The organism is Leclercia sp. UBA5958, from assembly GCF_002430365.1.
GTDB classification, from domain to species: domain Bacteria; phylum Pseudomonadota; class Gammaproteobacteria; order Enterobacterales; family Enterobacteriaceae; genus Enterobacter; species Enterobacter pneumoniae.
Window position 1 is genome coordinate 146,554 of record NZ_DJCE01000001.1, and the last position, 25,468, is coordinate 172,021.

Sequence of the window (25,468 nt, forward strand, 5' to 3'; positions counted from 1 at the left end):
ATGGACAGGCAGGAGGTCAGCGCGATGGAGATCAAAACCGCACGTGAGCAGCAACTGTTCAATGGCAAAAATTTTCACGTGTTCATCTACAACAAGGTTGAGAGCATCAGTGGTTTGCATCAGCATGACTACTATGAATTCACCATTGTGCTGACCGGCCGTTACTATCAGGAGATCAACGGCAAGCGGGTACTACTGGAGCGCGGTGATTTTGTTTTTATCCCGATGGGCTCACATCACCAGAGCTTCTACGATTTTGGCGCCACGCGTATTCTCAACGTGGGGATCAGCAAGCGCTTTTTCGAAACGCATTACCTGCCGCTTCTGCCGTTCTGCTTTGTCGCCTCGCAGATTTATCACATCAAAGCAGAGTTCCTGACCTGGATCGAAACGGTGATTGCATCGCTAAATTTTCGCGACAGTGAATTTGATGAGTTTATCGAAACCGTCACCTTTTACGTCATCAACCGCCTGCGCCACCATCGCGAAGAGCAGCAGGTGGCGGATGATATTCCCCAGTGGCTGCGCACCACCGTTGAGGTGATGCACGATAAACTCAAGTTTGGCGAAAACGCGCTGGAAAATATGGTGCAACTCTCCGGTAAATCACAAGAATATCTCACCCGTGCGACTCAGCGCTATTATCGTAAGACGCCGGTGCAGATTATTAATGAAATTCGCATTAATTTCGCCAAGAAGCAGCTGGAAATAACCAACTACTCAGTGACGGATATTGCTTATGAGTCGGGTTATAGTAGTCCCAGTCTGTTTATAAAGACGTTTAAAAAATTCACCTCATTTACACCTAATAGCTATCGCAAAAACCTGACGGTAATCAATTAAACGCCGGCGGATCTGCCGCCGGGAATATCGATTTCAAAAACTTGCCCATAACTGGTGGGAAGGGAGCGCTATACTTAACGGGCGGCTCTCCCAGGGAGAATAATATGCAGAAGAAATTAAAAGTAGTGACGATCGGCGGCGGCAGCAGTTATACCCCGGAATTACTTGAAGGCTTTATTAAGCGTTACCACGAACTGCCGGTCAGTGAATTATGGCTGGTCGATGTGGAAGAGGGGCAGGAGAAGCTGAATATTATTTTTGACCTCTGCCAGCGGATGGTGAAAAAAGCTGGCGTACCTATGACGGTGCATAAAACGCTGGATCGCCGTGAGGCACTAAAAGACGCCGACTTCGTCACCACCCAGTTGCGCGTAGGCCAGCTCAAAGCGCGTGAGCTGGACGAGCGTCTGCCGCTGAGTTACGGCTACCTCGGACAAGAGACCAACGGTGCGGGCGGGCTGTTCAAGGGGCTGCGCACCATTCCGGTGGTCTTCGACATCATCAAAGATGTGCAGGCGATCTGCCCGAACGCGTGGGTGATTAACTTTACCAATCCGGCCGGCATGGTCACCGAAGCGGTCTATCGTCATACCGATTTCAAACGCTTTATTGGTGTCTGTAATATTCCCATCGGTATGAAGATGTTCATAAGCGACGTGCTGGCGCTTAAGGAGAGCGATGCGCTCTCTATCGACCTCTTTGGTCTGAACCATATGGTCTTTATCCGCGATGTGCTGGTAAACGGGCAGTCGCGCTTTGCCGAGCTGCTGGACGGCGTAGCCAGCGGCAATCTTAAGGCTGGCTCGGTGAAAAATATCTTCGACCTGCCGTTCAGCGAAGGGCTGATTCGCTCCCTGAATCTGCTGCCTTGCTCGTATCTGCTCTACTACTTCAAGCAGAAAGAGATGCTGGCCATCGAAATGGGCGAGTACTACAAAGGCGGGGCACGTGCGCAGGTGGTGCAGAAGGTCGAAAAACAGCTGTTCGAGCTGTATAAAGATCCGCAACTGAACATTAAGCCGAAAGAACTGGAGCAGCGCGGCGGCGCCTATTACTCCGACGCGGCCTGCGAAGTGATCAACGCTATCTATAACGATAAGCAGGCCGAACATTACGTGAACATTCCGCATCATGGTCACGTTGAAAATATTCCGGCTGACTGGGCGGTAGAAATGACCTGCATCCTGGGGCGTGACGGCGCAAAACCGCACCCACGTATCACCCGCTTCGACGATAAAGTGATGGGGCTTATTCACACCATCAAGGGCTTTGAGGTGGCGGCAAGCCAGGCGGCGCTGAGTGGCGAGTTCAACGATGTGCTACTGGCGATGAACCTCAGCCCGTTGGTGCACTCGGATCGCGATGCTGAAAAACTGGCACGTGATATGATTCTGGCCCATGAAAAATGGCTGCCAAATTTTGCAGCAACCATCGATAAGCTCAAGAGCGAACAGCATTAAGAGGGCGTGCAATGGAAAATCTGCTGATCGTCAACGCCGATGATTTTGGTCTGTCGAAAGGGCAGAACTACGGCATCGTGGAAGCCTGCCGGCATGGCGTGGTGACCTCTACCACCGCCATGATGAATGCTGAGGCAATTGAGCACGCCGTTGCCCTGAGTCGTGACCTGCCTGCTCTGGGCGTCGGGATGCACTTCGTCCTGACGTTAGGCAGGCCCCTGACCGCAATGCCTGGCCTGGCGCGCGAAGGGGAGCTTGGAAAATGGATCTGGGAAATGGCTGAGCAGGGCGGCCTGCCGCTTGAGGAGATTGCCAAAGAGCTGGAGTGTCAGTTCAACCGCTTTGTCGATCTCTTCGGTCGTTCGCCGACGCATATCGACAGCCACCACCATGTGCACATGATCCCGGCGATTTTCCCGCTGGTGGCTGAATTTGCTCGCCGTAAAGGGGTGGCGATGCGGGTGGATCGTCAGGAGGCCGCCTTTAAAGCGACGTTGCCGGCGTTGCCGCCGACTACCGACGGCTTCAGCAGCGCGTTCTATGGCGATGCCATCGACGAGGCGCTGTTCTTGCAAACGCTTGATGATTCGGCGCAGAAGGGGGAGCGAAGTCTGGAGGTGATGGCGCATCCGGCCCTGATCGACAATACTCTGCGTAAAAGCGCCTATTGCTGGCCGCGACTGGATGAGCTGGAGGTATTGACCTCGGCGTCACTGAAAACTGCGATTGCCGAGCGCGGATATCGACTGGGAACCTTTAACGACCTGTAAAAAAACAAAGCCGGGTGGCATCACCACCCGGCTCTTTTTATGCCGGAATAGCGGCTATCTTGTTGCTACGTGACCAGACACGGTGCGCGGCCAGCAGATTCAAAAGCTGATCGGTGAAGGCGCTATCTGCGCTGTCACCTTCCACAATGCCCTCTTCACCCTGATCCGCAACCTTAAGCAGCGCTTTAAACTGTCGCGCATCGCCCGCCAGCGCGATAGGTTTAAGATGCTTATAGGCCTCCAGCAGGTAATATTGCGCATCGCCATTATTCAACAGGCTTTGAATATCACCACATGGCACCACCACGGCATCTACCGTCAAGGAAGGCGCACCGGCAAAGGTCGCGGCTATCGGCAGGGTAGAGCCGTCGTCAGCCGTCACTTCACCCATGCGGGCGTAGAGCAGCTTTGCATGAACCCCCCGGGACTTGAGGGCCTGTAACACCGCCAGTAGATCCGACGAACGGGTTTTATCATTCAGCAGTACGCCAACCACACGACCTTTAATATCGCCGCCCGGCACCGCATAAAGGCTGAGGCTGGGATCCTTTTTCAGGTTGTTGACGTCCTTCGGCGGCGCAATGTTGCGCTGTGCTTCAGTGAGGGTAATCCCCAGATTTTCAGCGACCCCCTGGGCAAGCGTGATATCAATGTGGGCCAGTTGATCCACGACCCGCTCCCGGATATAGGCCCGAACCACCTTGCTCAGCTCGAAACTGAAGGCACCAATAATATGCTGCTGCTCTACCGGCGTTTGACTCTGCCAGAAGAGGCGAGGGTGGGCATAATATTCGCCAAAGGAGGGGCTGCGCTCACGCACTTTATGACCCTCAACGCGCTCCTGATATGACTCGAAGCCGCCGCGTTTTGGGCCTGGAGGGGTTTCGCGCGGCCAGTTATCGTTAATCGAGTTCGGTTCATAGTTGGCCGGGTTGGTATCGATATCCTGACGGTGCATGCCATCGCGCTGGAAGTTGTGGTACGGGCAGGTCGGGCGATTAATCGGGATCTCGTGGAAGTTAGGTCCACCCAGGCGGCTGATCTGCGTATCGGTATAGGAGAACAGACGCCCCTGCAAAAGCGGGTCGTTAGTGAAGTCCAGCCCCGGTACGATGTGGCCAGGATGGAAAGCAGCCTGTTCGTTTTCGGCGAAGAAGTTATCCGGGTTACGGTTAAGGACCATTTTGCCGACGCGTTGCACCGGCACCAGCTCTTCAGGAATCAGCTTGGTAGGATCCAGCAGGTCAAAATCATATTTGAACTCATCTTCTTCCGGGATGAGCTGGAAGCCCAGTTCATACTCCGGATAATCGCCCGCTTCGATGGCTTCCCACAATTCACGGCGATGGAAATCCGGATCGCGCCCCGTCAGTTTTTGCGCCTCATCCCAGACCAGAGAGGCTTTACCCGCTACGGGCTTCCAGTGGAAGCGAACAAACGTGGCTTTACCTTCGGCGTTAATCAGCCGGAAGGTGTGGATGCCAAAACCTTCCATGGTGCGATAGCTACGCGGGATACCGCGATCGGACATCGCCCACATCACGTTGTGCAGGGTTTCCGGCTGCAGAGAAACATAATCCCAGAAGGTGTCATGGGCGCTCTGTCCCTGGGGAATGGCCCAGTGTGGCTCGGGTTTAACGGCATGGACGAAGTCGGGAAACTTATGCGCGTCCTGAATAAAGAAGATCGGCGTGTTATTGCCCACCAGGTCAAAGATACCTTCGTCGGTATAAAATTTGGTGGCGAACCCGCGGATATCACGCACCGTATCGGCGGAGCCTGCACCGCCCTGTACCGTTGAAAATCGTACGAATACCGGGGTGATCTTATCGGGGTCGGAGAGAAAATCCGCTTTGGTCAGGTCGCTCAGGCTTTTATAGGGCTGGAAATAACCGTGCGCTGCCGAGCCGCGCGCATGCACGATACGCTCCGGAATGCGCTCGTGGTCGAAATGGGTGATCTTCTCGCGCAGGATAAAATCTTCCAGCAGCGTGGGGCCGCGGCTACCGGCGCGCAGGGAGTTTTGATCGTCGGCGATACGTACGCCCTGATTGGTCGTTAGCGGAAAGTTCTCGCCATTTTTACGCTGGCACTCCAGCGCGTTGAGCTTTTCGTTACCCGTGTGCGGTGCCTTCAGGCTCCCTGGCGCAGTGGGTTGTTCTCCTGGTGCGGTTGGGGCAGCCGTGGGCCGGTGAGAGCCGTCCTCCGGCGCCAGCGAGTCCAGTCCGGGTTTTGCTTCGTTTTCGTTGTGAACTGGAGATTGATGGGGTTTATGGGGATTATCACTCTGCGACATTACTCTCGTCTCCTGTTTTCATTGCTGAAAAGCCTTTTTTATTGGCATCAAAACCTATTAACTATAGAACAAGAGGCGTAATAATCCCGGTTAGAGCGTGATATCTCGCTGTTCAAGTGGGAGTAAAAGGCACGCAAGGCACGACGCAGGAGGGGCAATCAGCTATGATAGGATTTTACTGATTCTTGAATTTGCTTTAGTGAACCAGTCGCTTATGAAACCACTTCGCCAACAAAACCGTCCTGTCATTAGCTACGTACCCCGCGTGGAACCCGCCCCGCCTGACCATGCCACTAAAATGGAGGGGTTTCGTGATGTCTGGCTATTGCGCGGCAAATATGTGGCGTTTGTGCTGATGGGGGAGCATTTTCGTCGTTCCCCACCGTTTACCGTGCCAGAGTCGGCCCAGCGCTGGGCGACACAGGTACGTCAGGAAAATGAGTTAAAAGAGTAGCCATAAAAAAACCGCCCGAAGGCGGTTTTTTTTATGCTGTTAGCGATTAACGGTGCGCCAGTTCGGCGTTGTCGTCGCTCTCCAGAATCTCTTTATCGGTCTGTTTCAGCCACTGGCTGGTCAGCGTACCGGCAGTCATAGAACCACTCACGTTCAGGGCGGTACGGCCCATGTCGATCAGGGGCTCTACAGAGATGAGCAGGGCAACCAGCGTGACCGGCAGGCCCAGTGCAGGCAGAACAATCAGTGCGGCGAAGGTCGCACCGCCACCCACGCCGGCTACGCCTGCGGAGCTGATGGTGACGATACCTACCAGCGTTGCAATCCAGACGGGATCCAGCGGGTTAATCCCGACGGTTGGAGCCACCATCACTGCCAGCATCGCCGGATAAAGACCCGCACAGCCATTCTGACCAATGGTGGCACCAAAGGAGGCAGAGAAGCTGGCGATAGATTCCGGTACGCCCAGACGACGGGTCTGCGCTTCAACGTTCAGCGGAATAGAGGCTGCGCTGGAGCGGCTGGTGAACGCGAAGGTCAGAACCGGCCAGACTTTGCGGAAATATTTCAGCGGGCTCACGCCGTTCACGCCCAGCAGGATCCCGTGAACCACAAACATAATACCCAGGCCCAGATACGAGGCGACAACGAAGCTACCCAGCTTAATGATGTCTGCCATATTTGAACCGGCAACCACTTTGGTCATCAAAGCCAGGACGCCGTATGGCGTCAACTGCATCACCAGACGGACCAGCTTCATCACCCAGCTCTGCAGGGTATCGATAGCGGTGATAACACGCTGACCTTTCGGCGCATCTTCTTTCAACAGCTTGAGGGCGGCCACGCCCAGGAACGCCGCGAAGATCACCACGCTGATGATCGACGTCGGGCTCGCACCCGTCAGATCGGCAAACGGATTTTTAGGCACGAAAGAGAGCAGCATTTGCGGCACGGTCAGGTCGGCCACTTTGCCCGCGTAGTTTGTTTCGATCGCCGTCAGACGTGCGGTTTCGGCCGTACCCTGTACCAGACCTTCGGCAGTCAGGCCGAAGAGGTTGGTGACCAGCACACCCACGAGCGCGGCAATCAGCGTGGTAAACAGCAGCGTACCGATGGTCAGGAAGCTGATTTTACCCAACTGAGAGGCGTTATGCAGACGCGCAACCGCGCTCAGAATAGAGGCAAAGACCAGCGGCATTACGATCATTTGCAGTAGTTGAACGTAGCCGTTACCGACAATGTTAAACCACTGGATGGAGTCTTTCAGTACCGGGTTGGCGGCACCGTAAATAGCCTGCAACGCCAGGCCAAATACCACACCCATTACCAGACCTACCAGCACCTTTTTGGCCAGGCTCCACTGACGATGACGCGTTTGCGCCAGCAGCAATAGCAAGACTACGAACACCACGATGTTCGCGATTAATGGAAAGTTCATCCCCGTTCTCCTGATTTATTATCAGATCGGACGTCAGCCCGATCCTGTTGGCGCAAGGGTAGCAGATGTGAACCAGGTCTCTTATATCCAAATGGAATGGATTATGCCAAACCGACCAATAACGTTGGTTTATTGTTCAATCTGGTGATGAATAAAGCGATTGAACTGCATTTGCAGGGAATTGATCATCTGCGATGACCACCGCACTGCACCATTATCGGGCAAGGTTTGCGGCATCCACACCGCCCATGCGAAGAGCGCCATGCAGAGCACGCGCTCAAGCTGGTTGCCTTTTTGCGGCGCCAGAATAGGCAGGCGAAAACGCCAGCGGCAGGGCCAGAGCAGCGGAACGCCGGCCGGGGTGAGCATATCCGCAAGGATATGGCTGAGATAACCGAGTACCATCCCCTGAATGGCATCCGCGGGGATAATCCAGTCTTCAGGTACTTTTAAATAAAAAAGGGTAAGAGCGATGAAAACCGCCAGCAGGCTGTGGGTAAAGCCCCGGTGACCAAACATGCGGGCCACCGGCTTTGAGATCCACTTGAGGCGCTGCCCCAGGAGCGATTTTGGGTGATCGATATCCGGAAGCAGACAGGTCAGTACCGCGGAGGGCACAATATGCCACCAGTCGCCCTGCGCCAGCACAGGCGTAAGCTCAGCGTTTTTGGCAAACACTGCGCAGGCGAGAGAAAAAAGCAGATGACCTTCCGCCGTCATGATAAAACCCACTAAACTGTCGATTCATCCAGTATAGGGTTTTTATACAGTAGACGGAAGAGGTGACGTTGTAACCCTTTGTCACAAATTGCGCTTAACGCGCCAGCCAGCCGCCGTCTACTGCCAGAGTATGACCATTAATATAGTCGGAGGCCGACGAGGCTAAAAACACGACGGGCCCTTGCAGGTCGGCGGGCGTACCCCAGCGACCGGCGGGAATACGATCAAGAATCTCTTTGCTGCGCTGCGCATCATCGCGCAGTTGCTGCGTATTATTGGTTGCCATATAACCGGGTGCAATCGCGTTAACGTTAATTCCCTGCGTTGCCCATTCGTTGGCCAGCAGTCGTGTAATACCCAGTACGCCACTTTTAGAGGCCGTATATGAGGGCACCCGGATACCGCCCTGGAAGGAGAGCATCGACGCGATATTAATGATTTTGCCGCCCTTACCCTGGCGAATAAACTGCCGCGCCACGGCTTGCGAGAGGAAAAAGACCGACTTCAGGTTCAGGTTCATGACCTCGTCCCAATCTTTTTCGCTAAAGTTAAGGGCATCTTCCCGGCGGATAGTTCCGGCGTTATTGACCAGAATATCTACCCGGCCCATCTCCGTCACCGTCTGGTTGACGATATCGTCCAGGGCATCCTGCTTACTGAGGTCGGCCTGAATAGCCATAAAGCGGCGACCCAGCGCGTTGACTTTTTCGGCGGTCTCTTGCGGGATTTTGCGGTTTACGCCGACGATGTCGCAGCCTGCCTGTGCCAGGCCGAGCGTCATTCCCTGGCCTAAGCCCGTGTCGCAGCCGGTGACAATCGCCACTTTACCTGAAAGATTAAAGGCATCCATTATCATGTTGACCTCAGAAAGTAGGGTTATTGTGATTCTGAGATAAGAATAGAAGTGGCGTATAGAAAATACAAACTAAAATGAAATGGCGTTTTAAAATATTTAAATTGATCGCATTTCTGGGCAACATGGGTTGCCCAGTGCCGCATTAACCGAGCAGGTGGGTAGGGGTTAGCTGCGTTAGAGAGTGAAGTTTAACATCGGCCAGCGCATAGCGTGCGTCCTGCTGATTCTCCTCGGCAGGTACCACGATAGCGCGCATGCGTGCCGCTTTACTGGCGATCATGCCATTAACGGAATCTTCCAGCGCGACGCACGCCGTAGGATCGACGCCCAGCTTAGCCGCACAGTCCATATAGACCTGCGGGTGCGGTTTGCTGTAAGGCAGTTTTTCGGCCGATGCGAGCGCATCGAAGCTGCTGCGCAGATCAAACATCTCCAGCACTTTTTCCAGCATATGAAGCGGCGAGGCGGATGCCAGACCCACCCGTAACCCCTGCGCTTTACAGAGCGCGACGGCTTCGCGCGCGCCTGCCAGCAGCGGGCGGCTCTCTTCAACCAGCGCAATGGCGCGGTTGATAATTAAGTCGGTGACCTCGGCCCGGCCCGGACCCGACCAGGGTTGCTGGGCAAACCACAACTCCACCACCATATCGATCCGCAGACCGAGAGTATCCGGCAGTTCATTGCGGCGGCTGATATCCACGCCAAGGCTGGCCATGACATCCAGTTCAGCACGATCCCAGAGCGGCTCGGAATCGATCAGTAATCCATCCATATCAAAAATGGCAGCAATAATTTGACGCGAGTTTGACATTATAACTTCTCCATAAAGGGGGCCGAACACCGTGGGTGTACACAGCAATTTACCATATTGTCCTCAAAGATCGGGCGAAAATGGCGACCAGCAGGTAGACTTATCCACTATGTAAGCGTCTCTATAACGAGGAACCAATGACGTATCAACAAGCTGGACGCATAGCCATTCTTAAGCAGATCGCGGGCTGGGTAATTTTTATTCCAACGGTAATTTCCACGATCATCTCTGTTTTGAAATTTATGTATGACCACAGCGAAAAGCAGGCCGGTATTAACGCCGTTATGCTGGACTTCGCTCACGTCATGATTGAGATGATGCGTTTTAATACGCCGTTTCTTAATTTTTTCTGGTTTAACTCCCCAACTCCGGATTTTAAACAGAGCCTGAATATCGGTTTCTGGATTATCTTTGCTCTAATTTTTGTCGCGCTGGCGTTACAGGCTTCAGGCGCCCGGATGCGGCGGCAAACCCGTTTTCTGCGCGAGGGGCTTGAAGATCAGCTGATTCTGGAGAAAGCGAAAGGGTCAGAAGGGATGAACCGGGAGCAGATTGAGTCGCGTATCGTGGTGCCACACCACACCATTTTCCTGCAAATCTTTCCGCTGTATGTGCTGCCGGTCATTTTGATTATTGGCGGCTACTTCTTCTTTTCACTGCTCGGGTTTTTGTAAGAGCATTGCCGGGCAGGTTGGCTGCCCGGCAGTTCCGTCAGGCCGCCAGTACCCTTTCCAGCGCTTTTTGGGCATTGACCAAATGCTGTCCGCCAAAGAGGATCGCACGGTTCATTAGTGTATAAAGCTGGTAAATAGGTTGGCGCTCAAGGAAGTCTGCCGGCAGGGGAGAGACCGACTGGTAACCGTCGTAGATTTGTGGCGGCTGTTCTGGGTGCAGCGGCAACATCGCCAGGTCACACTCTCTGTCCCCCCAGTAGCAGGCCGGGTCAAAAATGTAAGGCCCCTGTGGGCCGAGCGCGCAGTTATCTGACCAGAGATCGCCATGCAGGAGCGACGGCTGCGGTTGATGGGAAGAGAGCCGCTGGCGGATATGTTCCACGATGGTATCGATATTCCCGAACTCCAGCCCTTTTTCAGCCGCCAGTTCAAGCTGCCAGCCAATGCGTTGCTCGGCAAAAAAAGTAGACCAGCGCCGCTGCCAGGCGTTGGGCTGAGGCGTGGTGGAAAGATCGTTATCAAAATCGAGGCCGAATTGTGGCTGGTCGCTCCACTGGTGCAGCCGTGCAATCTGTTGCCCCAGAATAAAGGCGTTGTGGGCATCCAGCGGACGGGGAGGGAGATAATCCACCACCAAAAAACTGTAATCGCGATCGCTTCCAACGGCCAGGACCTGCGGCACGCTCACCGTTTTGCTGCGAGAGAGGAGTTCCAGCTGATCGGCCTCGGCGGTGAATATGGGCAGTAACTCCCGCTCATCGCATTTAACGAAAAGGTCGCGCCCCGCATAGCGCAGATGCCATGCGGCATGGATCTCTCCGCCTGGCAGTTCGTTACGCAGTTCAATTTCACCTTCACCCAGTTGTTCACGTAAAAGATGACTGATAGCCTGCCACATGTGCTCTCTCCCATGTTGTCTGCCAGATCATAAAGTTAGCGTAAATTGGTGGTAAAAAAATACGAACTAACGCACATCTGCGCCGTTTGGTACGAGCGAGGGCACTTATTGTTGCTTGTGCCACTCATCCCAGGTGGCAATCTCAACCGCCGCCTCTTTACCGGTAGCACTTGCCACCAGCCCTTTCGCCAGCGCTTCTACCTCATCCGGACTAAGTGGACTCACCAGACCAAAGGTATTGGGGCCGAGTTCATGCAGATTGCCTTCATCATCCGTCAGCGTTAATAAAAAACCGCTGCGGGTAAGATGATTATTAATTTCGTTCAGTTCAGTCAGCGAATCTTCGTAGACCTTTACGGTTACGACGTAGCGGGTGATGTCACCACTGCTCATATTTCACCTCATTGTTATCATGAAATTTTTCTAGCTTAGTCGATTCATCTGGTTTGGCGACCCCTCCGGCAGGCCGAAGGGGGAATATCAGGATTTCGCCAGGTATTGATATATTTTATCGGTGTCCGCCAGAGAACAGAGACGGGTGCCCTGATTTATGGTGGCTGCGCTACCTGCGGCGACGCCGTAGCGCGTCATCTCCTGCAGCGATGCCCCCTGCGCCAGCTTGAGCGTCATGGCGCCCACCATACTGTCACCGGCACCGACGGTGCTCTGGCTTTTCATCGGGGGCGGCACCACCTGGACGAAGCCAGTGGCATCTACGGCCAGTGCTCCCTGTGGACCCAGGGAGACCACCACGCGGTGTGCTTTGCCGCTTTTTACCAGCTCTTCTGCGGCGGTACGGACGTCATCCGGCTGGGTGAGATCGCGTTTTACCAGCGCGCTCAGCTCTTTTTGGTTGGGTTTCACCAGTTCAATGCCGCCGAGTGCCAGCGCCGCGGTAAGCGCATCACCCGAGCTGTCCACAATGCAGCGAATACCTTGTCGCTGGGCGGCCTGAATGAGCTGCGTGAGTTTGTCGGTTTTGACCCCTGGCGGAAGGCTACCGCTAATAACCAGGATGGATCCGCTTTCAATTGCGAGGACTTTTTCTTCCAGTTGGCGAAACTCGTCATCACTCAATGTGGCGCCGGGCATCACAAAGCGGTATTGCTCGCTGTTAGACTCCACGTGAACATGCAGGTTCTGCCGTGTCCAGTCGTGCGCATCCACGGTCTGAACCGGAACCTGTTCATCCGCAAGCAGGGTAACCAGGTGCTCGCCGGTTGCCCCGCCTGCAGGGAAAATCGCTGTCGCTTTGCCCCCCAGGTGGGTAATGGCGCGAGCGACATTGATGCCACCGCCGCCCGGTTCGAACACGGGCGCGCTACAGCGTAATTTACCTTCCGGGTAGATCTGCGCGGTGATGGTCGCGCTATCCAGTGAAGGGGAGAGCGTTAATGTAAAGATTCGGACCATTTTAACCTCCATTTTGTATGGGCAGCTTAAGCCTGGCACCAATAAGCCGATCGCGAAAGTAAATAACAGTATGATTTCTCATATAAATATTTTTTTGCGATGTCGCTTCTATTTATATTTTTTTAAAGGGTTTGAGATCGTTCTTATTCAAAAAATGAAATAAGAAATCATTGCTATGTTATTTGAGCCTTTTTATAATTTGTTACCTTTCGATGGGCGGCTTGTTATTGATCCATAAGAAGGTTTCCGGGACCGTGATGGTCTCTTTTTTTGTTGTACGGACTCTTTATAAATGAAGCTCTTAAAGACAGTACCCGCTGCGATGATGTTAGCGGGGGGCATGTTTGTATCTCAGTATGCAGCTGCCGATGATTCCGTTTTTACTGTCATGGATGATCCCTCCACTGCGCAGAAACCTTTTGAAGGCAACCTTAACGCAGGTTATCTGGCGCAATCCGGTAACACGAAAAGCTCATCTCTGACGGCTGACAGCACACTGACCTGGTACGGTAATACGACCGCATGGTCACTGTGGGGGAATGCCAGCAACACCTCTTCTAACGATGAGCGCTCTTCCGAGAAATATGCGGTGGGCGGACGTAGCCGTTACAATTTGACTGATGTGGATTACCTGTTTGGCCAGGCAAGCTGGCTGACCGACCGCTACAACGGCTATAAGGAGCGCGATGTGGGGACCGTCGGTTACGGTCGTCAGTTCCTGAGTGGCCCGGTTCACAGCTTCCGTTTTGAATTTGGTCCGGGCGTACGTTACGACAAATATACCGACGGCGATAGTGAAACTCAGCCGCTGGGTTATGCGTCCGGGACTTACGCCTGGCAGATGACAGACACCACCAAATTTACCCAGGGTGTTTCTGTCTTTGGTGCAGAGGATACTACCGCAAACTCAGAAACGGCGCTTAACGTTGCCATTAACGAGCATTTCGGTTTGAAAGTCGCTTACAACGTGACCTGGAACTCCGAGCCGCCGTCGTCTGCGCCAGAGCATACTGACCGTAGAACCACGCTCTCACTGGGCTACAAGATGTAATAATGGCGGGCCAATTAATATTGGCCCGTTTTTAATTCTGTGCCAGGAAATAACAAACGCCGTTTTAAAATATTAGCGTAGCTGATATCTCCATATTTCCTCCATCATTCCTAAGACTGAGCTTTGTCAGTTTATTTGACACGAATTGATAAATATTTTGACTAGGCAAAAGTGTGATCCAGATCTACACTGTGAACACAGGCAATATAAAGCCTATTAAGTTGTTCTGTATTAATTCTGTATGAGATATCTATTATGAATAAAATTACAACTGCGGCTGCGGTGACTGTGCTTTCTGCACTTTCATTCGGCGTATTTGCCGCCGATGCCGTTTATGACTCTGCCAGTAACATGAATAGCCAAATTGGTATTACTCAAGCCTCCGACGTAGAAGCAGGTTCTAACATCGCGCCGGGTTCACAGTCTACAGGGCAGTCCATGGACAAAGCCTTTGATGTGCATACTCTGGTTGCGGGTGAATGGTCCTGACACATGCTCATAATGGCTGGCCGTTGATTTCACATCGTCGTGCCGAGTAAAAAAAACCGGATCTTGTCGTACCGGTTTTTTTATTTTTCGCATTAATGGTTAAAATATTTAAAATTGAATTTTAGTTCTGCGTACAGAGTGCAAATATAAGTAAAGATCGCTTGCCCGAAACGAGGGGATTATCCCCAAATCATCGCAGCCCAACGTAATAACAACATCGCAGCGCATATTGCGATAAGTATCAGCACCATTTTCCAGTGTTTTTTTGAAAAGCGTTTCGTTGGCATAGTTTCCATCCCTGTTCGAATCCCGACGAAGTTTATCAAACTTCGCCTGACGATGCTTCCACCCACTCACTCGGGAAAACGCGGCAGAGGTTATGTCTTAAAACCAGTGAAATTTATTCGCCAGGATCAGTACCACACCCGCTGCGGAGAGAATGTTAAGGATAACCACGGTTCGACTGGATACATTCATACGACGCCCCATTATCTGTTAACGGACCAGTACAAGGATAGCTCAGCAATTGCGCCTTGCCTGTCCCCGCTTTGAATCTCAGACAAAAGTACCAGTGACTCATTCTCCGGGGAGGGTGTTTTCACTCTTTTGTTAGTGTTACCATCGGCATGCTGATCGAAAGGGTAAACTACACCCTTCGATCTTGTGCGGGATGACAAGCCAATTTGACGATTGTTGGTCAGATGGTTCGGTAATCCACTGTTAACTGTAAAATTATTCTCTTTGCATATGCTCTTATGTGTGGGGCATCACTGCGAATAAGGACATAAAATGCCTGTTATTACTCTTCCTGATGGTAGCCAACGCCATTTCGACCACGCTGTAAGCCCAATGGATGTTGCCCTGAACATCGGTCCAGGCCTGGCGAAAGCCACCATTGCCGGCCGCGTGAATGGCGAACTGGTTGATGCTTCCGATCTCATTGAAAACGATGCGCAGCTCTCCATCATTACTGCGAAAGACGAAGAAGGTCTGGAGATCATTCGTCACTCCTGTGCGCATTTGTTAGGTCATGCCATCAAACAGCTGTGGCCCAACACCAAAATGGCGATTGGCCCGGTTATCGACAACGGCTTCTATTATGACGTTGATCTTGACCACACCCTGACCCAGGAAGATATCGACGCGCTCGAAAAGCGTATGCACGAGCTCGCTGAAACCAACTACGATGTCATCAAGAAGAAAGTAAGCTGGCATGAAGCGCGTGAAACCTTCGTGAAGCGTGGCGAGAGCTATAAAGTCTCTATTCTTGACGAGAACATCGCCCATGATGACAAGCCTGGCTTGTACCATCATGAAGAATACGTCGACATGTGCCGTGGACCGCACGTGCCGAATATGCGCTTCTGTCATCACTTTAAGCTGATGAAAATCGCCGGCGCTTACTGGCGTGGCGACAGCAACAACAAAATGTTGCAGCGTATCTATGGTACGGCCTGGGCAGACAAAAAAGCCCTGAATGCCTACCTGCAGCGCCTGGAAGAGGCCGCAAAACGCGACCACCGTAAAATCGGTAAGCAGCTTGACCTGTATCATATGCAGGAAGAAGCACCGGGCATGGTGTTCTGGCACAACGATGGCTGGACCATCTTCCGCGAACTGGAAACCTTCGTACGCTCCAAGCTGAAAGAGTACCAGTACCAGGAAGTGAAAGGCCCGTTCATGATGGACCGCGTGCTGTGGGAAAAAACCGGCCACTGGGAAAACTACAAAGATGCGATGTTCACTACCTCTTCCGAGAACCGTGAATACTGCATCAAGCCGATGAACTGCCCGGGTCACGTGCAAATCTTCAACCAGGGTCTAAAATCCTACCGTGACCTGCCGCTGCGTATGGCTGAGTTCGGTAGCTGTCACCGTAACGAGCCATCAGGTGCGCTGCATGGTCTGATGCGTGTACGTGGCTTTACCCAGGATGATGCGCATATCTTCTGTACCGAAGATCAGGTTCGTGATGAAGTTAACGCCTGTATTCGTATGGTCTACGATATGTATAGCACGTTTGGCTTCGAGAAGATCGTCGTCAAACTCTCAACGCGTCCGGAAAAACGTATCGGTAGCGATGAGACCTGGGATCGCGCGGAAGCGGACCTCGCCGTGGCGCTGGAAGAGAACGGTATCCCGTTCGAATACCAGCTGGGTGAGGGCGCCTTCTACGGTCCTAAAATTGAATTTACCCTGTATGACTGCCTCGATCGCGCATGGCAGTGCGGAACAGTACAGCTGGACTTCTCCCTGCCGCAGCGTTTAAGCGCCTCTTATGTTGGCGAAGACAACGAGCGTCAGGTACCGGTTATGATTCACCGTGCAATCCTCGGTTCTCTGGAGCGCTTCATCGGCATCCTGACCGAAGAGTTTGCTGGCTTCTTCCCAACCTGGCTGGCGCCAGTGCAGGTCGTGGTCATGAACATTACCGATTCTCAGGCCGATTACGTTAAAGAATTGACGCAGAAACTACAAAATGCGGGCATTCGCGTAAAAGCGGACTTGAGAAATGAGAAGATTGGCTTTAAAATCCGCGAGCACACTTTACGTCGTGTCCCTTATATGTTGGTCTGTGGTGATAAAGAGGTGGAAGCAGGCAAAGTTGCCGTTCGCACCCGCCGTGGTAAAGACCTGGGGAGCCTGGACGTAAGTGAAGTGATTGAGAAGCTGCAACAAGAGATTCGCAGCCGCAGTCTTCAACAACTGGAGGAATAAGGTATTAAAGGCGGAAAACGAGTTCAAACGGCACGTCCGAATCGTATCAATGGCGAGATTCGCGCCCAGGAAGTTCGCTTAACAGGTCTGGAAGGCGAGCAGCTGGGGATTGTGAGTCTGAGAGAAGCAATCGAAAAGGCTGAAGAAGCTGGAGTAGATTTAGTTGAAATCAGCCCTAACGCCGAACCGCCAGTTTGTCGTATCATGGACTACGGCAAGTTCCTTTATGAAAAGAGTAAGTCTTCTAAGGAACAGAAGAAGAAGCAAAAAGTTATCCAGGTTAAGGAAATCAAATTCCGTCCTGGTACCGACGATGGCGATTATCAGGTAAAACTCCGCAGCCTGATTCGCTTTCTGGAAGATGGCGATAAGGCCAAGATCACACTGCGTTTCCGCGGTCGTGAGATGGCCCACCAACAGATCGGTATGGAAGTGCTTAACCGCGTCCGTGAAGATCTGAGTGAACTGGCAGTAGTCGAATCCTTCCCTACGAAGATCGAAGGCCGCCAGATGATCATGGTGCTCGCTCCTAAGAAGAAACAGTAAGGCCTTCAAGCAGCAAAATCTGTGGAGCCTTCGGGCCTCATAGGTTTTGCTCGCCTATGTTTCGTTTATTTAACAATGCGAAGTGGAAGTTATTAAGATGCCAAAAATTAAGACCGTACGCGGTGCTGCTAAGCGCTTCAAAAAAACCGGTGGTGGTGGATTTAAGCGTAAGCACGCAAACCTGCGTCATATTCTGACCAAAAAATCTACTAAGCGTAAACGTCACCTGCGTCCAAAAGGCCTTGTTTCTAAAGGCGATCTGGGTCTGGTTATCGCGTGCCTGCCGTACGCATAAGCCGTTAACGTTTAATTTTTTTACTAAGAATATAGATACAGGAGAGCACATATGGCTCGCGTAAAACGTGGTGTAATTGCACGTGCACGTCACAAGAAAATTTTGAAACAAGCTAAAGGCTACTACGGTGCGCGTTCACGCGTTTACCGCGTTGCCTTCCAGGCTGTTATCAAAGCAGGTCAGTACGCTTACCGTGACCGTCGTCAGCGTAAGCGTCAGTTCCGTCAACTGTGGATTGCGCGTATCAACGCAGCAGCACGTCAGAACGGTATTTCTTACAGCAAATTCATCAACGGCCTGAAAAAAGCCTCTGTTGAAATCGACCGTAAGATCCTGGCTGACATCGCAGTATTCGACAAAGTAGCGTTCACCGCTCTGGTCGAAAAAGCGAAAGCAGCTCTGGCATAAGCCAGTTGAAAGAGGGGGCTTTGCTCCCTCTTTTCATATACCCGTCATACTTCAAGCTGTACCTGCATTGGCTGCGTTCGTTCACTTCAGTCACTGATGTAAGGGCCTGAGAATTCTCTCTCTTGCCGCCTTGTTACAACGTGAATTATTTGGGGTATAACCTTATCAGAACATTGACATTTATCCGTGCAGGCTTTTCAATAAGCGCTTAACGGTTTTTCCACACAAGGTAACGCAAGCATGAATGCTGCTATTTTCCGCTTCTTCTTTTACTTTAGCACCTGAATTCAGGAGGCTAGCGCGTGAAAGATGAAACGAAAAACAGCGCCAATTAAGCCTCCCGATGGAGGCTTTTTTTGTGTCTAAATTCGAGAGATTAAGTCCACCAAATCGGTGTCTGCACCGACATAATGAGGAAAACCATGTCACATCTCGCAGAGCTGGTTGCCAGTGCAACGGCTGCCATTAACCAGGCCTCAGATGTTGCCGCGTTAGACAACGTCCGCGTCGAATACCTGGGCAAGAAAGGGCATCTGACTCTTCAGATGACCACCCTGCGTGAGCTGCCGCCGGAAGAGCGTCCAGCTGCAGGCGCAGTGATTAACGAAGCCAAAGAGCAGGTCCAGCAAGTTCTGAATGCGCGTAAAGCCGAATTAGAAAATGCCGCGCTGAACGCCCGTCTCGCTGCAGAGACCATCGACGTCTCCCTGCCGGGTCGCCGCGTTGAGAACGGTGGCTTGCACCCGGTTACCCGCACCATTGACCGTATTGAAAGTTTCTTCGGTGAACTGGGCTTTACCGTCGCCACCGGGCCGGAAATTGAAGATGACTACCATAACTTCGATGCCCTGAACATTCCGGGTCACCACCCGGCACGTGCCGACCACGACACCTTCTGGTTTGATGCGACCCGTCTGCTGCGTACCCAGACCTCTGGCGTACAGATTCGCACCATGAAAAACCAGCAGCCACCGATTCGCATCATCGCGCCGGGCCGTGTTTACCGTAACGATTACGACCAGACTCACACTCCGATGTTCCACCAGATGGAAGGTCTGATCGTTGATAAGAACATCAGCTTCACCAACCTGAAGGGCACGCTGCACGAGTTCCTGAATAACTTCTTTGAAGAGGATCTGCAGGTGCGTTTCCGTCCGTCTTACTTCCCGTTCACCGAACCCTCTGCTGAAGTGGATGTGATGGGTAAAAACGGCAAATGGCTGGAAGTGCTGGGCTGCGGTATGGTGCATCCGAATGTACTGCGCAACGTGGGCATCGATCCGGAAGTTTACTCCGGCTTTGCGTTCGGCATGGGTATGGAGCGACTGACCATGCTGCGTTACGGCGTAACCGACTTACGCGCTTTCTTCGAGAACGATCTGCGTTTCCTCAAACAGTTTAAATAAGGGCAGGACAGAACAATGAAATTCAGTGAACTGTGGCTACGCGAATGGGTGAATACCTCTCTCGACAGCGAAGCGCTTTCTAACCAGATCACCATGGCTGGCCTGGAAGTGGACGGCGTTGAGCCGGTTGCGGGCGCTTTCAACGGCGTGGTGGTGGGCGAAGTGGTGGAGTGCGGTCAGCACCCTAACGCCGATAAATTGCGTGTTACCAAAATCAACGTAGGCGGCGAACGCCTGCTGGATATCGTCTGCGGCGCACCTAACTGTCGCCAGGGGCTGAAAGTTGCGGTGGCGACCATCGGCGCCGTACTGCCGGGTGACTTCAAAATTAAAGCCGCGAAACTGCGCGGCGAGCCTTCCGAAGGCATGCTCTGCTCCTTCTCTGAGCTGGGTATTTCCGACGATCATAACGGTATTATCGAATTGCCAGCCGATGCGCCTGTCGGTACCGATATTCGTGAGTACCTGAAACTCGATGACAATACTATCGAAATTAGCGTTACGCCAAACCGTGCGGATTGCTTAGGTATTATCGGTGTGGCACGTGACGTCGCCGTGCTGAATCAGACCGAGCTGAACGTACCAGAAATCGTGCCTGTTGAAGCGACCATCAGCGACACGCTGCCTATCCAGGTTGAAGCTGCAGACGCCTGTCCGCGCTACCTGGGGCGTGTGGTCAAAGGCATCAACGTGAAAGCGCCAACTCCGCTGTGGATGAAAGAGAAGCTTCGTCGTTGCGGCATTCGCTCTATCGATGCCGTCGTTGACGTCACTAACTACGTTCTGCTGGAGCTGGGTCAGCCGATGCACGCGTTCGATAAAGATCGTATCGAGGGCGGCATCGTGGTGCGTATGGCGAAAGAGGGCGAAACCCTGGTTCTGCTGGACGGCACCGAAGCCAAACTGAATGCCGATACGCTGGTAATTGCTGACCATAACAAAGCGCTGGCCATGGGCGGCATCTTTGGTGGGGAGCACTCTGGCGTTAATGATGAAACGCAGAACGTGCTGCTGGAGTGTGCGTTCTTCAGTCCGCTCGCCATCACCGGTCGTGCACGTCGTCACGGCCTGCACACCGATGCGTCTCACCGCTACGAGCGCGGTGTGGATCCTGCACTGCAGTATAAAGCGATGGAGCGTGCGACACGCTTGCTGCTCGATATCTGCGGCGGCGAAGCGGGCCCGGTTATCGATGTCACTCACGAAGCGACCCTGCCGAAGCGTGCAACCATTACGCTGCGCCGCAGCAAGCTGGATCGCCTGATTGGTCACCACATTGCCGATGCGCAGGTAGGTGACATTCTTCGCCGTCTGGGCTGCGAAGTGACCGAAGGTCAGGATCAGTGGCAGGCTGTTGCCCCAAGCTGGCGTTTCGATATGGAGATCGAAGAGGATCTGGTTGAGGAAGTTGCCCGCGTCTATGGCTACAACAACATTCCTGACGCCCCTGTACAGGCGGGTCTGGTCATGGGCTCGCACCGCGAAGCTGACCTGTCCCTGAAGCGTGTGAAAACCATGCTTAACGACAAAGGCTACCAGGAAGTCATCACCTACAGCTTTGTCGATCCGAAAGTGCAGCAGCTGGTTCATCCAGGTGAAGAAGCGCTGATTTTGCCAAGCCCGATCTCCAGCGAAATGTCTGCAATGCGCTTGTCATTGCTGACCGGTCTGCTGAGTACCATCGTTTATAACCAGAACCGTCAGCAGAGCCGCGTGCGTATCTTTGAAACCGGCCTGCGTTTTGTACCGGATACCCAGGCTGATCTCGGTATCCGTCAGGATCTGATGCTGGCCGGCGCCATTTGTGGCAACCGCTACGAAGAGCACTGGGATCTGACGAAAAACAGCGTTGATTTCTACGATTTGAAAGGTGACCTCGAGTCCGTGCTCGATCTGACCGGTAAATTATCCGAAATTGAGTTTCGTGCTGAAGCTATTCCAGCCCTGCATCCGGGCCAGTGTGCGGCAATTTATCTGAAGGGAGAACGCGTTGGTGTCATTGGCGTTATCCATCCGGAGCTTGAGCGTAAACTGGACCTGAATGGCCGTACGCTGGCGTTTGAGCTGGAGTGGAACAAGGTTGCAGACCGCGTTATTCCTCAGGCTCAGGACGTTTCTCGCTTCCCGGCGAACCGTCGTGATATCGCTGTTGTGGTGGCCGAAAACGTGCCTGCCGCAGATATTTTGGCCGAATGTAAGAAAGTTGGCGTAAATCAGGTAGTTGGCGTAAACTTATTTGACGTGTACCGCGGCAAGGGCGTAGCAGAGGGCTTTAAGAGCCTGGCTATCAGCCTGATCCTTCAGGATACCGGCCGTACACTCGAAGAAGAGGAGATTGCCGCTACCGTTGCCAAATGTGTAGAGGCATTAAAAGAGCGATTCCAGGCATCATTGAGGGATTGAACCTATGGCGCTTACAAAAGCTGAAATGTCAGAATATCTGTTTGATAAGCTTGGGCTTAGCAAACGGGATGCTAAAGAGCTGGTAGAGCTGTTTTTCGAAGAGATCCGTCGTGCTCTGGAAAATGGTGAGCAGGTAAAACTCTCCGGCTTTGGCAATTTTGATTTGCGAGACAAAAACCAACGTCCGGGCCGTAACCCGAAGACGGGGGAAGATATTCCCATTACAGCCCGCCGCGTGGTGACCTTCAGACCCGGACAGAAGTTAAAAAGCCGTGTCGAAAACGCTTCGCCAAAAGCAGAGTGATATGAACTAACTAAAAAGGCCGCTTTTGCGGCCTTTTTTCTTTGCGCTGTTGTAAACCCACCGTAAAATCAATCACCTCATTCATTCGCATAATGATACTCATGCCCGAATTCGCCCGTCATCAATACCGCGCCGATCTGCGAAAATTACTGTTGCTGATAGTGGCGCTGGTGGCGGCACTGGGGTTTAGCCTGTGTGCAGGTGAGCAGTGGATTTCGCCGCAGGCCTGGTTTAGTGATGACGCGCGTCTTTACATCTGGCAAATACGGCTTCCGCGTACCCTGGCGGTGGTGTTGGTGGGGGCGGCTCTGGCCCTGAGCGGTACCATTATGCAGGCGCTGTTTGATAATCCCCTCGCCGAGCCCGGTCTGTTGGGCGTCTCAAACGGTGCCGGTGTGGGTCTGATTGCGGCAGTCATGCTGGGGGGCGGGGCGCTCTCGGGGACGGCGCTAAGCCTCTACGCCATTCTCGGCGCGCTGATCATTACCACTATCCTGCTGCGCTTCGCCCGCAAACATCTCTCCTCCAGTCGTCTGCTGTTGGCAGGCGTAGCGCTGGGCATTATCTGTAGCGCGCTCATGACCTGGGCGGTCTATTTCTCCACCTCGTTTGACCTTCGCCAGCTAATGTACTGGATGATGGGGGGCTTTGGTGGTGTCGACTGGAGTCAAGGCTGGCTGATGCTACTGCTTATACCGGTGATTCTCTGGGGGTGCCTGCAAGCCTCGCCGCTGAATATGTTAGTGCTGGGAGAGACCTCCGCGCGCCAGCTCGGCCTGCCGCTGACCTTCTGGCGTAACACGCTGGTGCTGGCTATCGGCTGGATGGTGGGCGTCAGCGTGGCGCTGGCGGGTGCCATCGGATTTATTGGTCTTGTCATTCCACACATGCTGCGCTTAGCCGGTATCACCGATCATCGTCTGTTGCTGCCTGCCGCGGCGGTGGCCGGGGGGGCCATATTGCTGCTGGCCGATATCATCGCCAGGCTGGCGCTGAATGCTGCAGAACTGCCCATCGGTGTCGTGACCGCGACATTGGGCGCACCGGTGTTTATCTGGCTACTCTTAAAAGCCGGACGTTAATCGCCGCCAACCTGAAACACAACCTGAGGTAAAACTTGTCGACAGATATTTTGCATACTGAAGTGACGACCATCGATGGGGAAAAGACCACTCTGGAAAGCTATAAAGGTAACGTTTTGCTGGTGGTGAACGTGGCATCAAAATGTGGCCTCACGCCGCAGTATGAACAGCTGGAAGCGCTGCAAAAGAGCAAAGAACAAGAGGGCTTCACCGTACTCGGCTTCCCGTGCAATCAGTTTCTGGGACAGGAACCAGGCAGCGAAGAAGAGATCAAGACCTTCTGCAGCACGACTTATGGCGTGACGTTCCCGATGTTCAGTAAGGTAGAGGTTAACGGAGAGCAGCGTCATCCTCTCTACCAGAAGCTTATCGCTGCGGCTCCTGCGGCCGTCGCTCCAGAGGGCAGTGGTTTTTACGAGCGAATGGCAAGCAAAGGTCGCGCGCCGCTCTATCCGGACGATATTCTCTGGAACTTCGAGAAATTCCTCATTGGCCGCGACGGACAGGTCATTCAGCGCTTTTCACCGGATATGACGCCAGACGATCCGCAAATCACTGCCGCCATTGAGAAGGCACTGGCCAGCTAATGACGGCGCTGATGCAGCTCAACGGCGTTGCGGTGGCGAACAGGCTGGGGCCGATCGATGTGCAGGTCAACGCAGGGGAGATTATTCACCTTGTGGGGCCGAACGGCGCCGGTAAAAGCACCTTGCTGAGCCGGATGTCAGGGTTATCAGACGGTGCAGGGGAGATCCTTTTTCAGGATAAACCGCTGGCCGACTGGTCGCCGGCCTCGCTTGCCACTCGACGCGCCTGGCTGGTTCAGCAGCAAACCCCGCCGTTTGCCATGCCGGTCTGGCACTATTTGATGCTGCATCAGCACGATAAAGCCCAGGAGTCGTTACTGCTGGAAGTTGCGGGCGCGCTGGGCGTTAAGGATAAGCTCACCCGCAATGTCAATCAGCTTTCCGGCGGCGAGTGGCAGCGAGTGCGCCTGGCTGCAGTGATCCTGCAAATTCATCCGTCAGGTAACCCACACGGCCAGTTACTGCTGCTGGATGAGCCAATGACCAGCCTTGATGTTGCGCAGCAGGTAGCGCTCGACAGAGCGCTCAGCGCGCTATCGCAGCAGGGGATCGCCATTGTGATGAGCAGCCACGATCTTAATCATACGTTGCGGCATGCCCACCGCGTATGGCTATTAAAGCGCGGCGAGTTGCTCGCCAGCGGCGCGCGAGACAAGGTTTTAACCCCGCCTAATCTTGCCCGCGCCTACGGGATGCCATTCCGCCGGCTGGATATCGAAGGTCACAGAATGATCATTTCCACCGGACAGGAATAAGCGCAGGTTGCGCCGTAGCGCTAAGACAGGCTAAATTACGGAAAGAACAAAAAAAGCAGAGGATTCGTCTGGAATGCGATTCTGGTTTCCCCTTGTGGTGGCGCTATTTCTGGCCGGGTGCAGTAGCCATCGTGCGCCACCGCCAAACGCGCGCCTCTCTGACTCGATCACGGTCATTGCTAACCTAAACGATCAGTTGCAGAACTGGCGCGGCACACCTTACCGCTATGGCGGGATGAGTCGTGGCGGGGTGGACTGCTCGGGCTTTGTGTTAATGACCTTCCGCGACAAGTTTGATTTGCAACTCCCCCGGGAGACGCGTAAACAGGCTGAAATAGGCACCGAAATTAATAAAGATGACCTGCTCCCAGGGGATCTGGTTTTTTTCAAAACCGGGTCGGGCGAGAGTGGGCTTCACGTCGGTATTTATGATACCGACAACCAGTTTATTCACGCTTCTACCAGCCGCGGCGTGATGCGCTCGTCGCTGGATAATGTCTACTGGCGTAAAAATTTCTGGCAGGCCAGACGTATATAAATGGGTAGCGCCGCATGGCGCTCTTGCTTTAAAAGTCCCGCAATATTCTTTCAACGACGTTATTTTCTGTTGTAATAATTAGCCGTAAATGCGTTGCTTATCAAAAACTGGCTATTAATGGATATCCAGGATAAGATTATTTCGAGTCTAAGGAAACTCCTAAAATTATAACGGAACTAATGAAATTCTTCCTATTAAAATCCATGATATTGAATTACATATCTATATGTTTCAGGATGACACATAGCGTCAT

29 protein-coding genes and 1 other annotated feature are annotated in these 25,468 nt (G+C 53.1%); of the genes, 19 read left to right on the forward strand and 10 right to left on the reverse strand.

The features are described 5' to 3' along the window. From chbR to chbG, 3 genes are all read left to right on the forward strand, one after another. Nucleotides 1–843 (forward strand): transcriptional regulator ChbR, encoded by an 843-nt coding sequence (chbR, locus tag B2Q93_RS00755; RefSeq protein WP_072039513.1) that lies wholly within the window; start codon nucleotides 1–3, stop codon nucleotides 841–843. A 104-nt stretch (nucleotides 844–947) separates the two neighbouring features. Further along, nucleotides 948–2,303: a 6-phospho-beta-glucosidase gene (locus B2Q93_RS00760; protein WP_286931607.1), complete on the forward strand. Its 1,356-nt coding sequence runs from the start codon at nucleotides 948–950 to the stop codon at nucleotides 2,301–2,303. 11 nt (nucleotides 2,304–2,314) lie between these two features. Then, nucleotides 2,315–3,073, forward strand: a complete 759-nt coding sequence (gene chbG / locus B2Q93_RS00765) for a chitin disaccharide deacetylase (RefSeq protein WP_286931608.1) — start codon at nucleotides 2,315–2,317, stop codon at nucleotides 3,071–3,073. A 37-nt stretch (nucleotides 3,074–3,110) separates the two neighbouring features. Here chbG and katE read toward each other — a convergent pair whose 3' ends face one another. Then, the gene (gene katE, locus B2Q93_RS00770; RefSeq protein ID WP_286931609.1) at nucleotides 3,111–5,369 is read right to left on the reverse strand and encodes a catalase HPII; all 2,259 of its coding nucleotides are present in this window, start codon (nucleotides 5,367–5,369) and stop codon (nucleotides 3,111–3,113) included. Nucleotides 5,370–5,568: 199 nt separating this feature from the next. Here katE and cedA point away from each other — a divergent pair, with 199 nt between their 5' ends. Continuing rightward, nucleotides 5,569–5,823, forward strand: coding sequence for a cell division activator CedA (cedA, locus tag B2Q93_RS00775; RefSeq protein ID WP_072039512.1), 255 nt, complete (start codon nucleotides 5,569–5,571; stop codon nucleotides 5,821–5,823). A gap of 46 nt (nucleotides 5,824–5,869) precedes the next feature. Here the strand turns inward: cedA and B2Q93_RS00780 are convergent, their stop codons facing one another. The 4 genes from B2Q93_RS00780 to hxpB form a co-directional block, all read right to left on the reverse strand. After that, nucleotides 5,870–7,261 carry an L-cystine transporter gene (locus tag B2Q93_RS00780; RefSeq protein ID WP_040076018.1) on the reverse strand — a complete coding sequence of 464 codons (1,392 nt, stop codon included), beginning with the start codon at nucleotides 7,259–7,261 and terminating at the stop codon, nucleotides 5,870–5,872. 129 nt (nucleotides 7,262–7,390) lie between these two features. Further along, nucleotides 7,391–7,981: a metal-dependent hydrolase gene (locus B2Q93_RS00785; RefSeq protein WP_040076017.1), complete on the reverse strand. Its 591-nt coding sequence runs from the start codon at nucleotides 7,979–7,981 to the stop codon at nucleotides 7,391–7,393. A gap of 94 nt (nucleotides 7,982–8,075) precedes the next feature. Next, the gene (gene kduD / locus B2Q93_RS00790; protein ID WP_046885904.1) at nucleotides 8,076–8,837 is read right to left on the reverse strand and encodes a 2-dehydro-3-deoxy-D-gluconate 5-dehydrogenase KduD; all 762 of its coding nucleotides are present in this window, start codon (nucleotides 8,835–8,837) and stop codon (nucleotides 8,076–8,078) included. A gap of 142 nt (nucleotides 8,838–8,979) precedes the next feature. Then, complete coding sequence (hxpB, locus tag B2Q93_RS00795; protein WP_286931610.1) at nucleotides 8,980–9,648, reverse strand: hexitol phosphatase HxpB; 669 nt, start codon at nucleotides 9,646–9,648, stop codon at nucleotides 8,980–8,982. 137 nt (nucleotides 9,649–9,785) lie between these two features. Between hxpB and B2Q93_RS00800 the strand changes: the two genes are divergently transcribed. Continuing rightward, complete coding sequence (locus B2Q93_RS00800; protein WP_286931611.1) at nucleotides 9,786–10,322, forward strand: YniB family protein; 537 nt, start codon at nucleotides 9,786–9,788, stop codon at nucleotides 10,320–10,322. 37 nt (nucleotides 10,323–10,359) lie between these two features. Here B2Q93_RS00800 and B2Q93_RS00805 read toward each other — a convergent pair whose 3' ends face one another. The 3 genes from B2Q93_RS00805 to pfkB form a co-directional block, all read right to left on the reverse strand. Further along, a complete protein-coding gene (locus B2Q93_RS00805; protein WP_040076013.1) occupies nucleotides 10,360–11,220 on the reverse strand; it encodes a fructosamine kinase family protein in 861 nt (286 codons plus the stop codon). Between the two features lie 105 nt (nucleotides 11,221–11,325). Then, nucleotides 11,326–11,613 carry a type V toxin-antitoxin system endoribonuclease antitoxin GhoS gene (gene ghoS, locus B2Q93_RS00810; protein ID WP_286931612.1) on the reverse strand — a complete coding sequence of 96 codons (288 nt, stop codon included), beginning with the start codon at nucleotides 11,611–11,613 and terminating at the stop codon, nucleotides 11,326–11,328. An 87-nt stretch (nucleotides 11,614–11,700) separates the two neighbouring features. Continuing rightward, entirely contained in the window at nucleotides 11,701–12,633 is a 933-nt protein-coding gene (gene pfkB / locus B2Q93_RS00815) for a 6-phosphofructokinase II (protein WP_046885908.1), read from the reverse strand. Nucleotides 12,634–12,925: 292 nt separating this feature from the next. Here pfkB and B2Q93_RS00820 point away from each other — a divergent pair, with 292 nt between their 5' ends. Together B2Q93_RS00820 and B2Q93_RS00825 are read left to right on the forward strand one after the other, a co-directional pair. Further along, entirely contained in the window at nucleotides 12,926–13,684 is a 759-nt protein-coding gene (locus B2Q93_RS00820; protein ID WP_212477934.1) for a DUF481 domain-containing protein, read from the forward strand. Nucleotides 13,685–13,939: 255 nt separating this feature from the next. Then, nucleotides 13,940–14,173 (forward strand): hypothetical protein, encoded by a 234-nt coding sequence (locus B2Q93_RS00825; protein WP_040076008.1) that lies wholly within the window; start codon nucleotides 13,940–13,942, stop codon nucleotides 14,171–14,173. 179 nt (nucleotides 14,174–14,352) lie between these two features. On the opposite strand, the gene yniD is transcribed toward B2Q93_RS00825, so the two are convergent. Together yniD and yncL are read right to left on the reverse strand one after the other, a co-directional pair. After that, a complete protein-coding gene (gene yniD, locus B2Q93_RS00830; protein WP_154298868.1) occupies nucleotides 14,353–14,460 on the reverse strand; it encodes a small membrane protein YniD in 108 nt (35 codons plus the stop codon). 97 nt (nucleotides 14,461–14,557) lie between these two features. After that, nucleotides 14,558–14,650 (reverse strand): stress response membrane protein YncL, encoded by a 93-nt coding sequence (gene yncL, locus B2Q93_RS00835; RefSeq protein WP_156132618.1) that lies wholly within the window; start codon nucleotides 14,648–14,650, stop codon nucleotides 14,558–14,560. A gap of 312 nt (nucleotides 14,651–14,962) precedes the next feature. Between yncL and thrS the strand changes: the two genes are divergently transcribed. The 12 genes from thrS (at nucleotide 14,963) to B2Q93_RS00895 (ending at nucleotide 25,215) form a co-directional block, all read left to right on the forward strand. Next, on the forward strand, nucleotides 14,963–16,891 hold the full coding sequence (thrS, locus tag B2Q93_RS00840; protein ID WP_040076006.1) for a threonine--tRNA ligase: 1,929 nt from the start codon (nucleotides 14,963–14,965) through the stop codon (nucleotides 16,889–16,891). 3 nt (nucleotides 16,892–16,894) lie between these two features. Continuing rightward, nucleotides 16,895–17,437, forward strand: a complete 543-nt coding sequence (infC, locus tag B2Q93_RS00845; RefSeq protein ID WP_059287945.1) for a translation initiation factor IF-3 — start codon at nucleotides 16,895–16,897, stop codon at nucleotides 17,435–17,437. 97 nt (nucleotides 17,438–17,534) lie between these two features. Beyond that, complete coding sequence (rpmI, locus tag B2Q93_RS00850) at nucleotides 17,535–17,732, forward strand: 50S ribosomal protein L35 (RefSeq protein ID WP_003030583.1); 198 nt, start codon at nucleotides 17,535–17,537, stop codon at nucleotides 17,730–17,732. 51 nt (nucleotides 17,733–17,783) lie between these two features. Further along, nucleotides 17,784–18,140 (forward strand): 50S ribosomal protein L20, encoded by a 357-nt coding sequence (rplT, locus tag B2Q93_RS00855; RefSeq protein WP_000124850.1) that lies wholly within the window; start codon nucleotides 17,784–17,786, stop codon nucleotides 18,138–18,140. 235 nt (nucleotides 18,141–18,375) lie between these two features. Beyond that, nucleotides 18,376–18,500, forward strand: a sequence feature (Phe leader region). Further along, a complete protein-coding gene (gene pheM, locus B2Q93_RS00860) occupies nucleotides 18,381–18,425 on the forward strand; it encodes a pheST operon leader peptide PheM (RefSeq protein ID WP_001386830.1) in 45 nt (14 codons plus the stop codon). It overlaps the preceding feature by 45 nt. Before the next feature lie 62 nt (nucleotides 18,501–18,562). Beyond that, nucleotides 18,563–19,546, forward strand: a complete 984-nt coding sequence (gene pheS, locus B2Q93_RS00865; RefSeq protein ID WP_207293586.1) for a phenylalanine--tRNA ligase subunit alpha — start codon at nucleotides 18,563–18,565, stop codon at nucleotides 19,544–19,546. 15 nt (nucleotides 19,547–19,561) lie between these two features. Next, nucleotides 19,562–21,949, forward strand: a complete 2,388-nt coding sequence (pheT, locus tag B2Q93_RS00870; RefSeq protein WP_286931613.1) for a phenylalanine--tRNA ligase subunit beta — start codon at nucleotides 19,562–19,564, stop codon at nucleotides 21,947–21,949. A gap of 4 nt (nucleotides 21,950–21,953) precedes the next feature. Next, nucleotides 21,954–22,253, forward strand: coding sequence for an integration host factor subunit alpha (ihfA, locus tag B2Q93_RS00875; RefSeq protein WP_006820203.1), 300 nt, complete (start codon nucleotides 21,954–21,956; stop codon nucleotides 22,251–22,253). A gap of 101 nt (nucleotides 22,254–22,354) precedes the next feature. Further along, nucleotides 22,355–23,335 carry a vitamin B12 ABC transporter permease BtuC gene (btuC, locus tag B2Q93_RS00880; protein ID WP_286931614.1) on the forward strand — a complete coding sequence of 327 codons (981 nt, stop codon included), beginning with the start codon at nucleotides 22,355–22,357 and terminating at the stop codon, nucleotides 23,333–23,335. 35 nt (nucleotides 23,336–23,370) lie between these two features. Next, the gene (locus tag B2Q93_RS00885; RefSeq protein WP_046885913.1) at nucleotides 23,371–23,922 is read left to right on the forward strand and encodes a glutathione peroxidase; all 552 of its coding nucleotides are present in this window, start codon (nucleotides 23,371–23,373) and stop codon (nucleotides 23,920–23,922) included. Then, complete coding sequence (gene btuD, locus B2Q93_RS00890; protein WP_207293589.1) at nucleotides 23,922–24,677, forward strand: vitamin B12 ABC transporter ATP-binding protein BtuD; 756 nt, start codon at nucleotides 23,922–23,924, stop codon at nucleotides 24,675–24,677. Before B2Q93_RS00885 ends, btuD begins: the two co-directional genes overlap by 1 nt. 73 nt (nucleotides 24,678–24,750) lie before the next feature. Then, complete coding sequence (locus B2Q93_RS00895; RefSeq protein WP_040075998.1) at nucleotides 24,751–25,215, forward strand: C40 family peptidase; 465 nt, start codon at nucleotides 24,751–24,753, stop codon at nucleotides 25,213–25,215. The last annotated feature ends 253 nt before the right edge of the window (nucleotides 25,216–25,468 follow it).

Excerpts from the sequence above, each read along its gene's own strand:
- yncL (WP_156132618.1), bottom strand. The coding sequence starts at position 14,650 with ATGAATGTATCCAGTCGAACCGTGGTTATCCTTAACATTCTCTCCGCA.
- B2Q93_RS00895 (WP_040075998.1), top strand. The coding sequence starts at position 24,751 with ATGCGATTCTGGTTTCCCCTTGTGGTGGCGCTATTTCTGGCCGGGTGC.
- B2Q93_RS00785 (WP_040076017.1), bottom strand. The coding sequence starts at position 7,981 with ATGACGGCGGAAGGTCATCTGCTTTTTTCTCTCGCCTGCGCAGTGTTT.
- B2Q93_RS00780 (WP_040076018.1), bottom strand. The coding sequence starts at position 7,261 with ATGAACTTTCCATTAATCGCGAACATCGTGGTGTTCGTAGTCTTGCTA.
- thrS (WP_040076006.1), top strand. The coding sequence starts at position 14,963 with ATGCCTGTTATTACTCTTCCTGATGGTAGCCAACGCCATTTCGACCAC.
- kduD (WP_046885904.1), bottom strand. The coding sequence starts at position 8,837 with ATGATAATGGATGCCTTTAATCTTTCAGGTAAAGTGGCGATTGTCACC.
- hxpB (WP_286931610.1), bottom strand. The coding sequence starts at position 9,648 with ATGTCAAACTCGCGTCAAATTATTGCTGCCATTTTTGATATGGATGGA.
- katE (WP_286931609.1), bottom strand. The coding sequence starts at position 5,369 with ATGTCGCAGAGTGATAATCCCCATAAACCCCATCAATCTCCAGTTCAC.
- B2Q93_RS00805 (WP_040076013.1), bottom strand. The coding sequence starts at position 11,220 with ATGTGGCAGGCTATCAGTCATCTTTTACGTGAACAACTGGGTGAAGGT.
- pheS (WP_207293586.1), top strand. The coding sequence starts at position 18,563 with ATGTCACATCTCGCAGAGCTGGTTGCCAGTGCAACGGCTGCCATTAAC.
- btuD (WP_207293589.1), top strand. The coding sequence starts at position 23,922 with ATGACGGCGCTGATGCAGCTCAACGGCGTTGCGGTGGCGAACAGGCTG.
- pfkB (WP_046885908.1), bottom strand. The coding sequence starts at position 12,633 with ATGGTCCGAATCTTTACATTAACGCTCTCCCCTTCACTGGATAGCGCG.
- B2Q93_RS00760 (WP_286931607.1), top strand. The coding sequence starts at position 948 with ATGCAGAAGAAATTAAAAGTAGTGACGATCGGCGGCGGCAGCAGTTAT.
- B2Q93_RS00825 (WP_040076008.1), top strand. The coding sequence starts at position 13,940 with ATGAATAAAATTACAACTGCGGCTGCGGTGACTGTGCTTTCTGCACTT.
- B2Q93_RS00820 (WP_212477934.1), top strand. The coding sequence starts at position 12,926 with ATGAAGCTCTTAAAGACAGTACCCGCTGCGATGATGTTAGCGGGGGGC.
- rplT (WP_000124850.1), top strand. The coding sequence starts at position 17,784 with ATGGCTCGCGTAAAACGTGGTGTAATTGCACGTGCACGTCACAAGAAA.
- btuC (WP_286931614.1), top strand. The coding sequence starts at position 22,355 with ATGCCCGAATTCGCCCGTCATCAATACCGCGCCGATCTGCGAAAATTA.
- B2Q93_RS00800 (WP_286931611.1), top strand. The coding sequence starts at position 9,786 with ATGACGTATCAACAAGCTGGACGCATAGCCATTCTTAAGCAGATCGCG.
- yniD (WP_154298868.1), bottom strand. The coding sequence starts at position 14,460 with ATGCCAACGAAACGCTTTTCAAAAAAACACTGGAAAATGGTGCTGATA.
- ghoS (WP_286931612.1), bottom strand. The coding sequence starts at position 11,613 with ATGAGCAGTGGTGACATCACCCGCTACGTCGTAACCGTAAAGGTCTAC.
- chbR (WP_072039513.1), top strand. The coding sequence starts at position 1 with ATGGACAGGCAGGAGGTCAGCGCGATGGAGATCAAAACCGCACGTGAG.
- chbG (WP_286931608.1), top strand. The coding sequence starts at position 2,315 with ATGGAAAATCTGCTGATCGTCAACGCCGATGATTTTGGTCTGTCGAAA.
- rpmI (WP_003030583.1), top strand. The coding sequence starts at position 17,535 with ATGCCAAAAATTAAGACCGTACGCGGTGCTGCTAAGCGCTTCAAAAAA.
- ihfA (WP_006820203.1), top strand. The coding sequence starts at position 21,954 with ATGGCGCTTACAAAAGCTGAAATGTCAGAATATCTGTTTGATAAGCTT.
- pheT (WP_286931613.1), top strand. The coding sequence starts at position 19,562 with ATGAAATTCAGTGAACTGTGGCTACGCGAATGGGTGAATACCTCTCTC.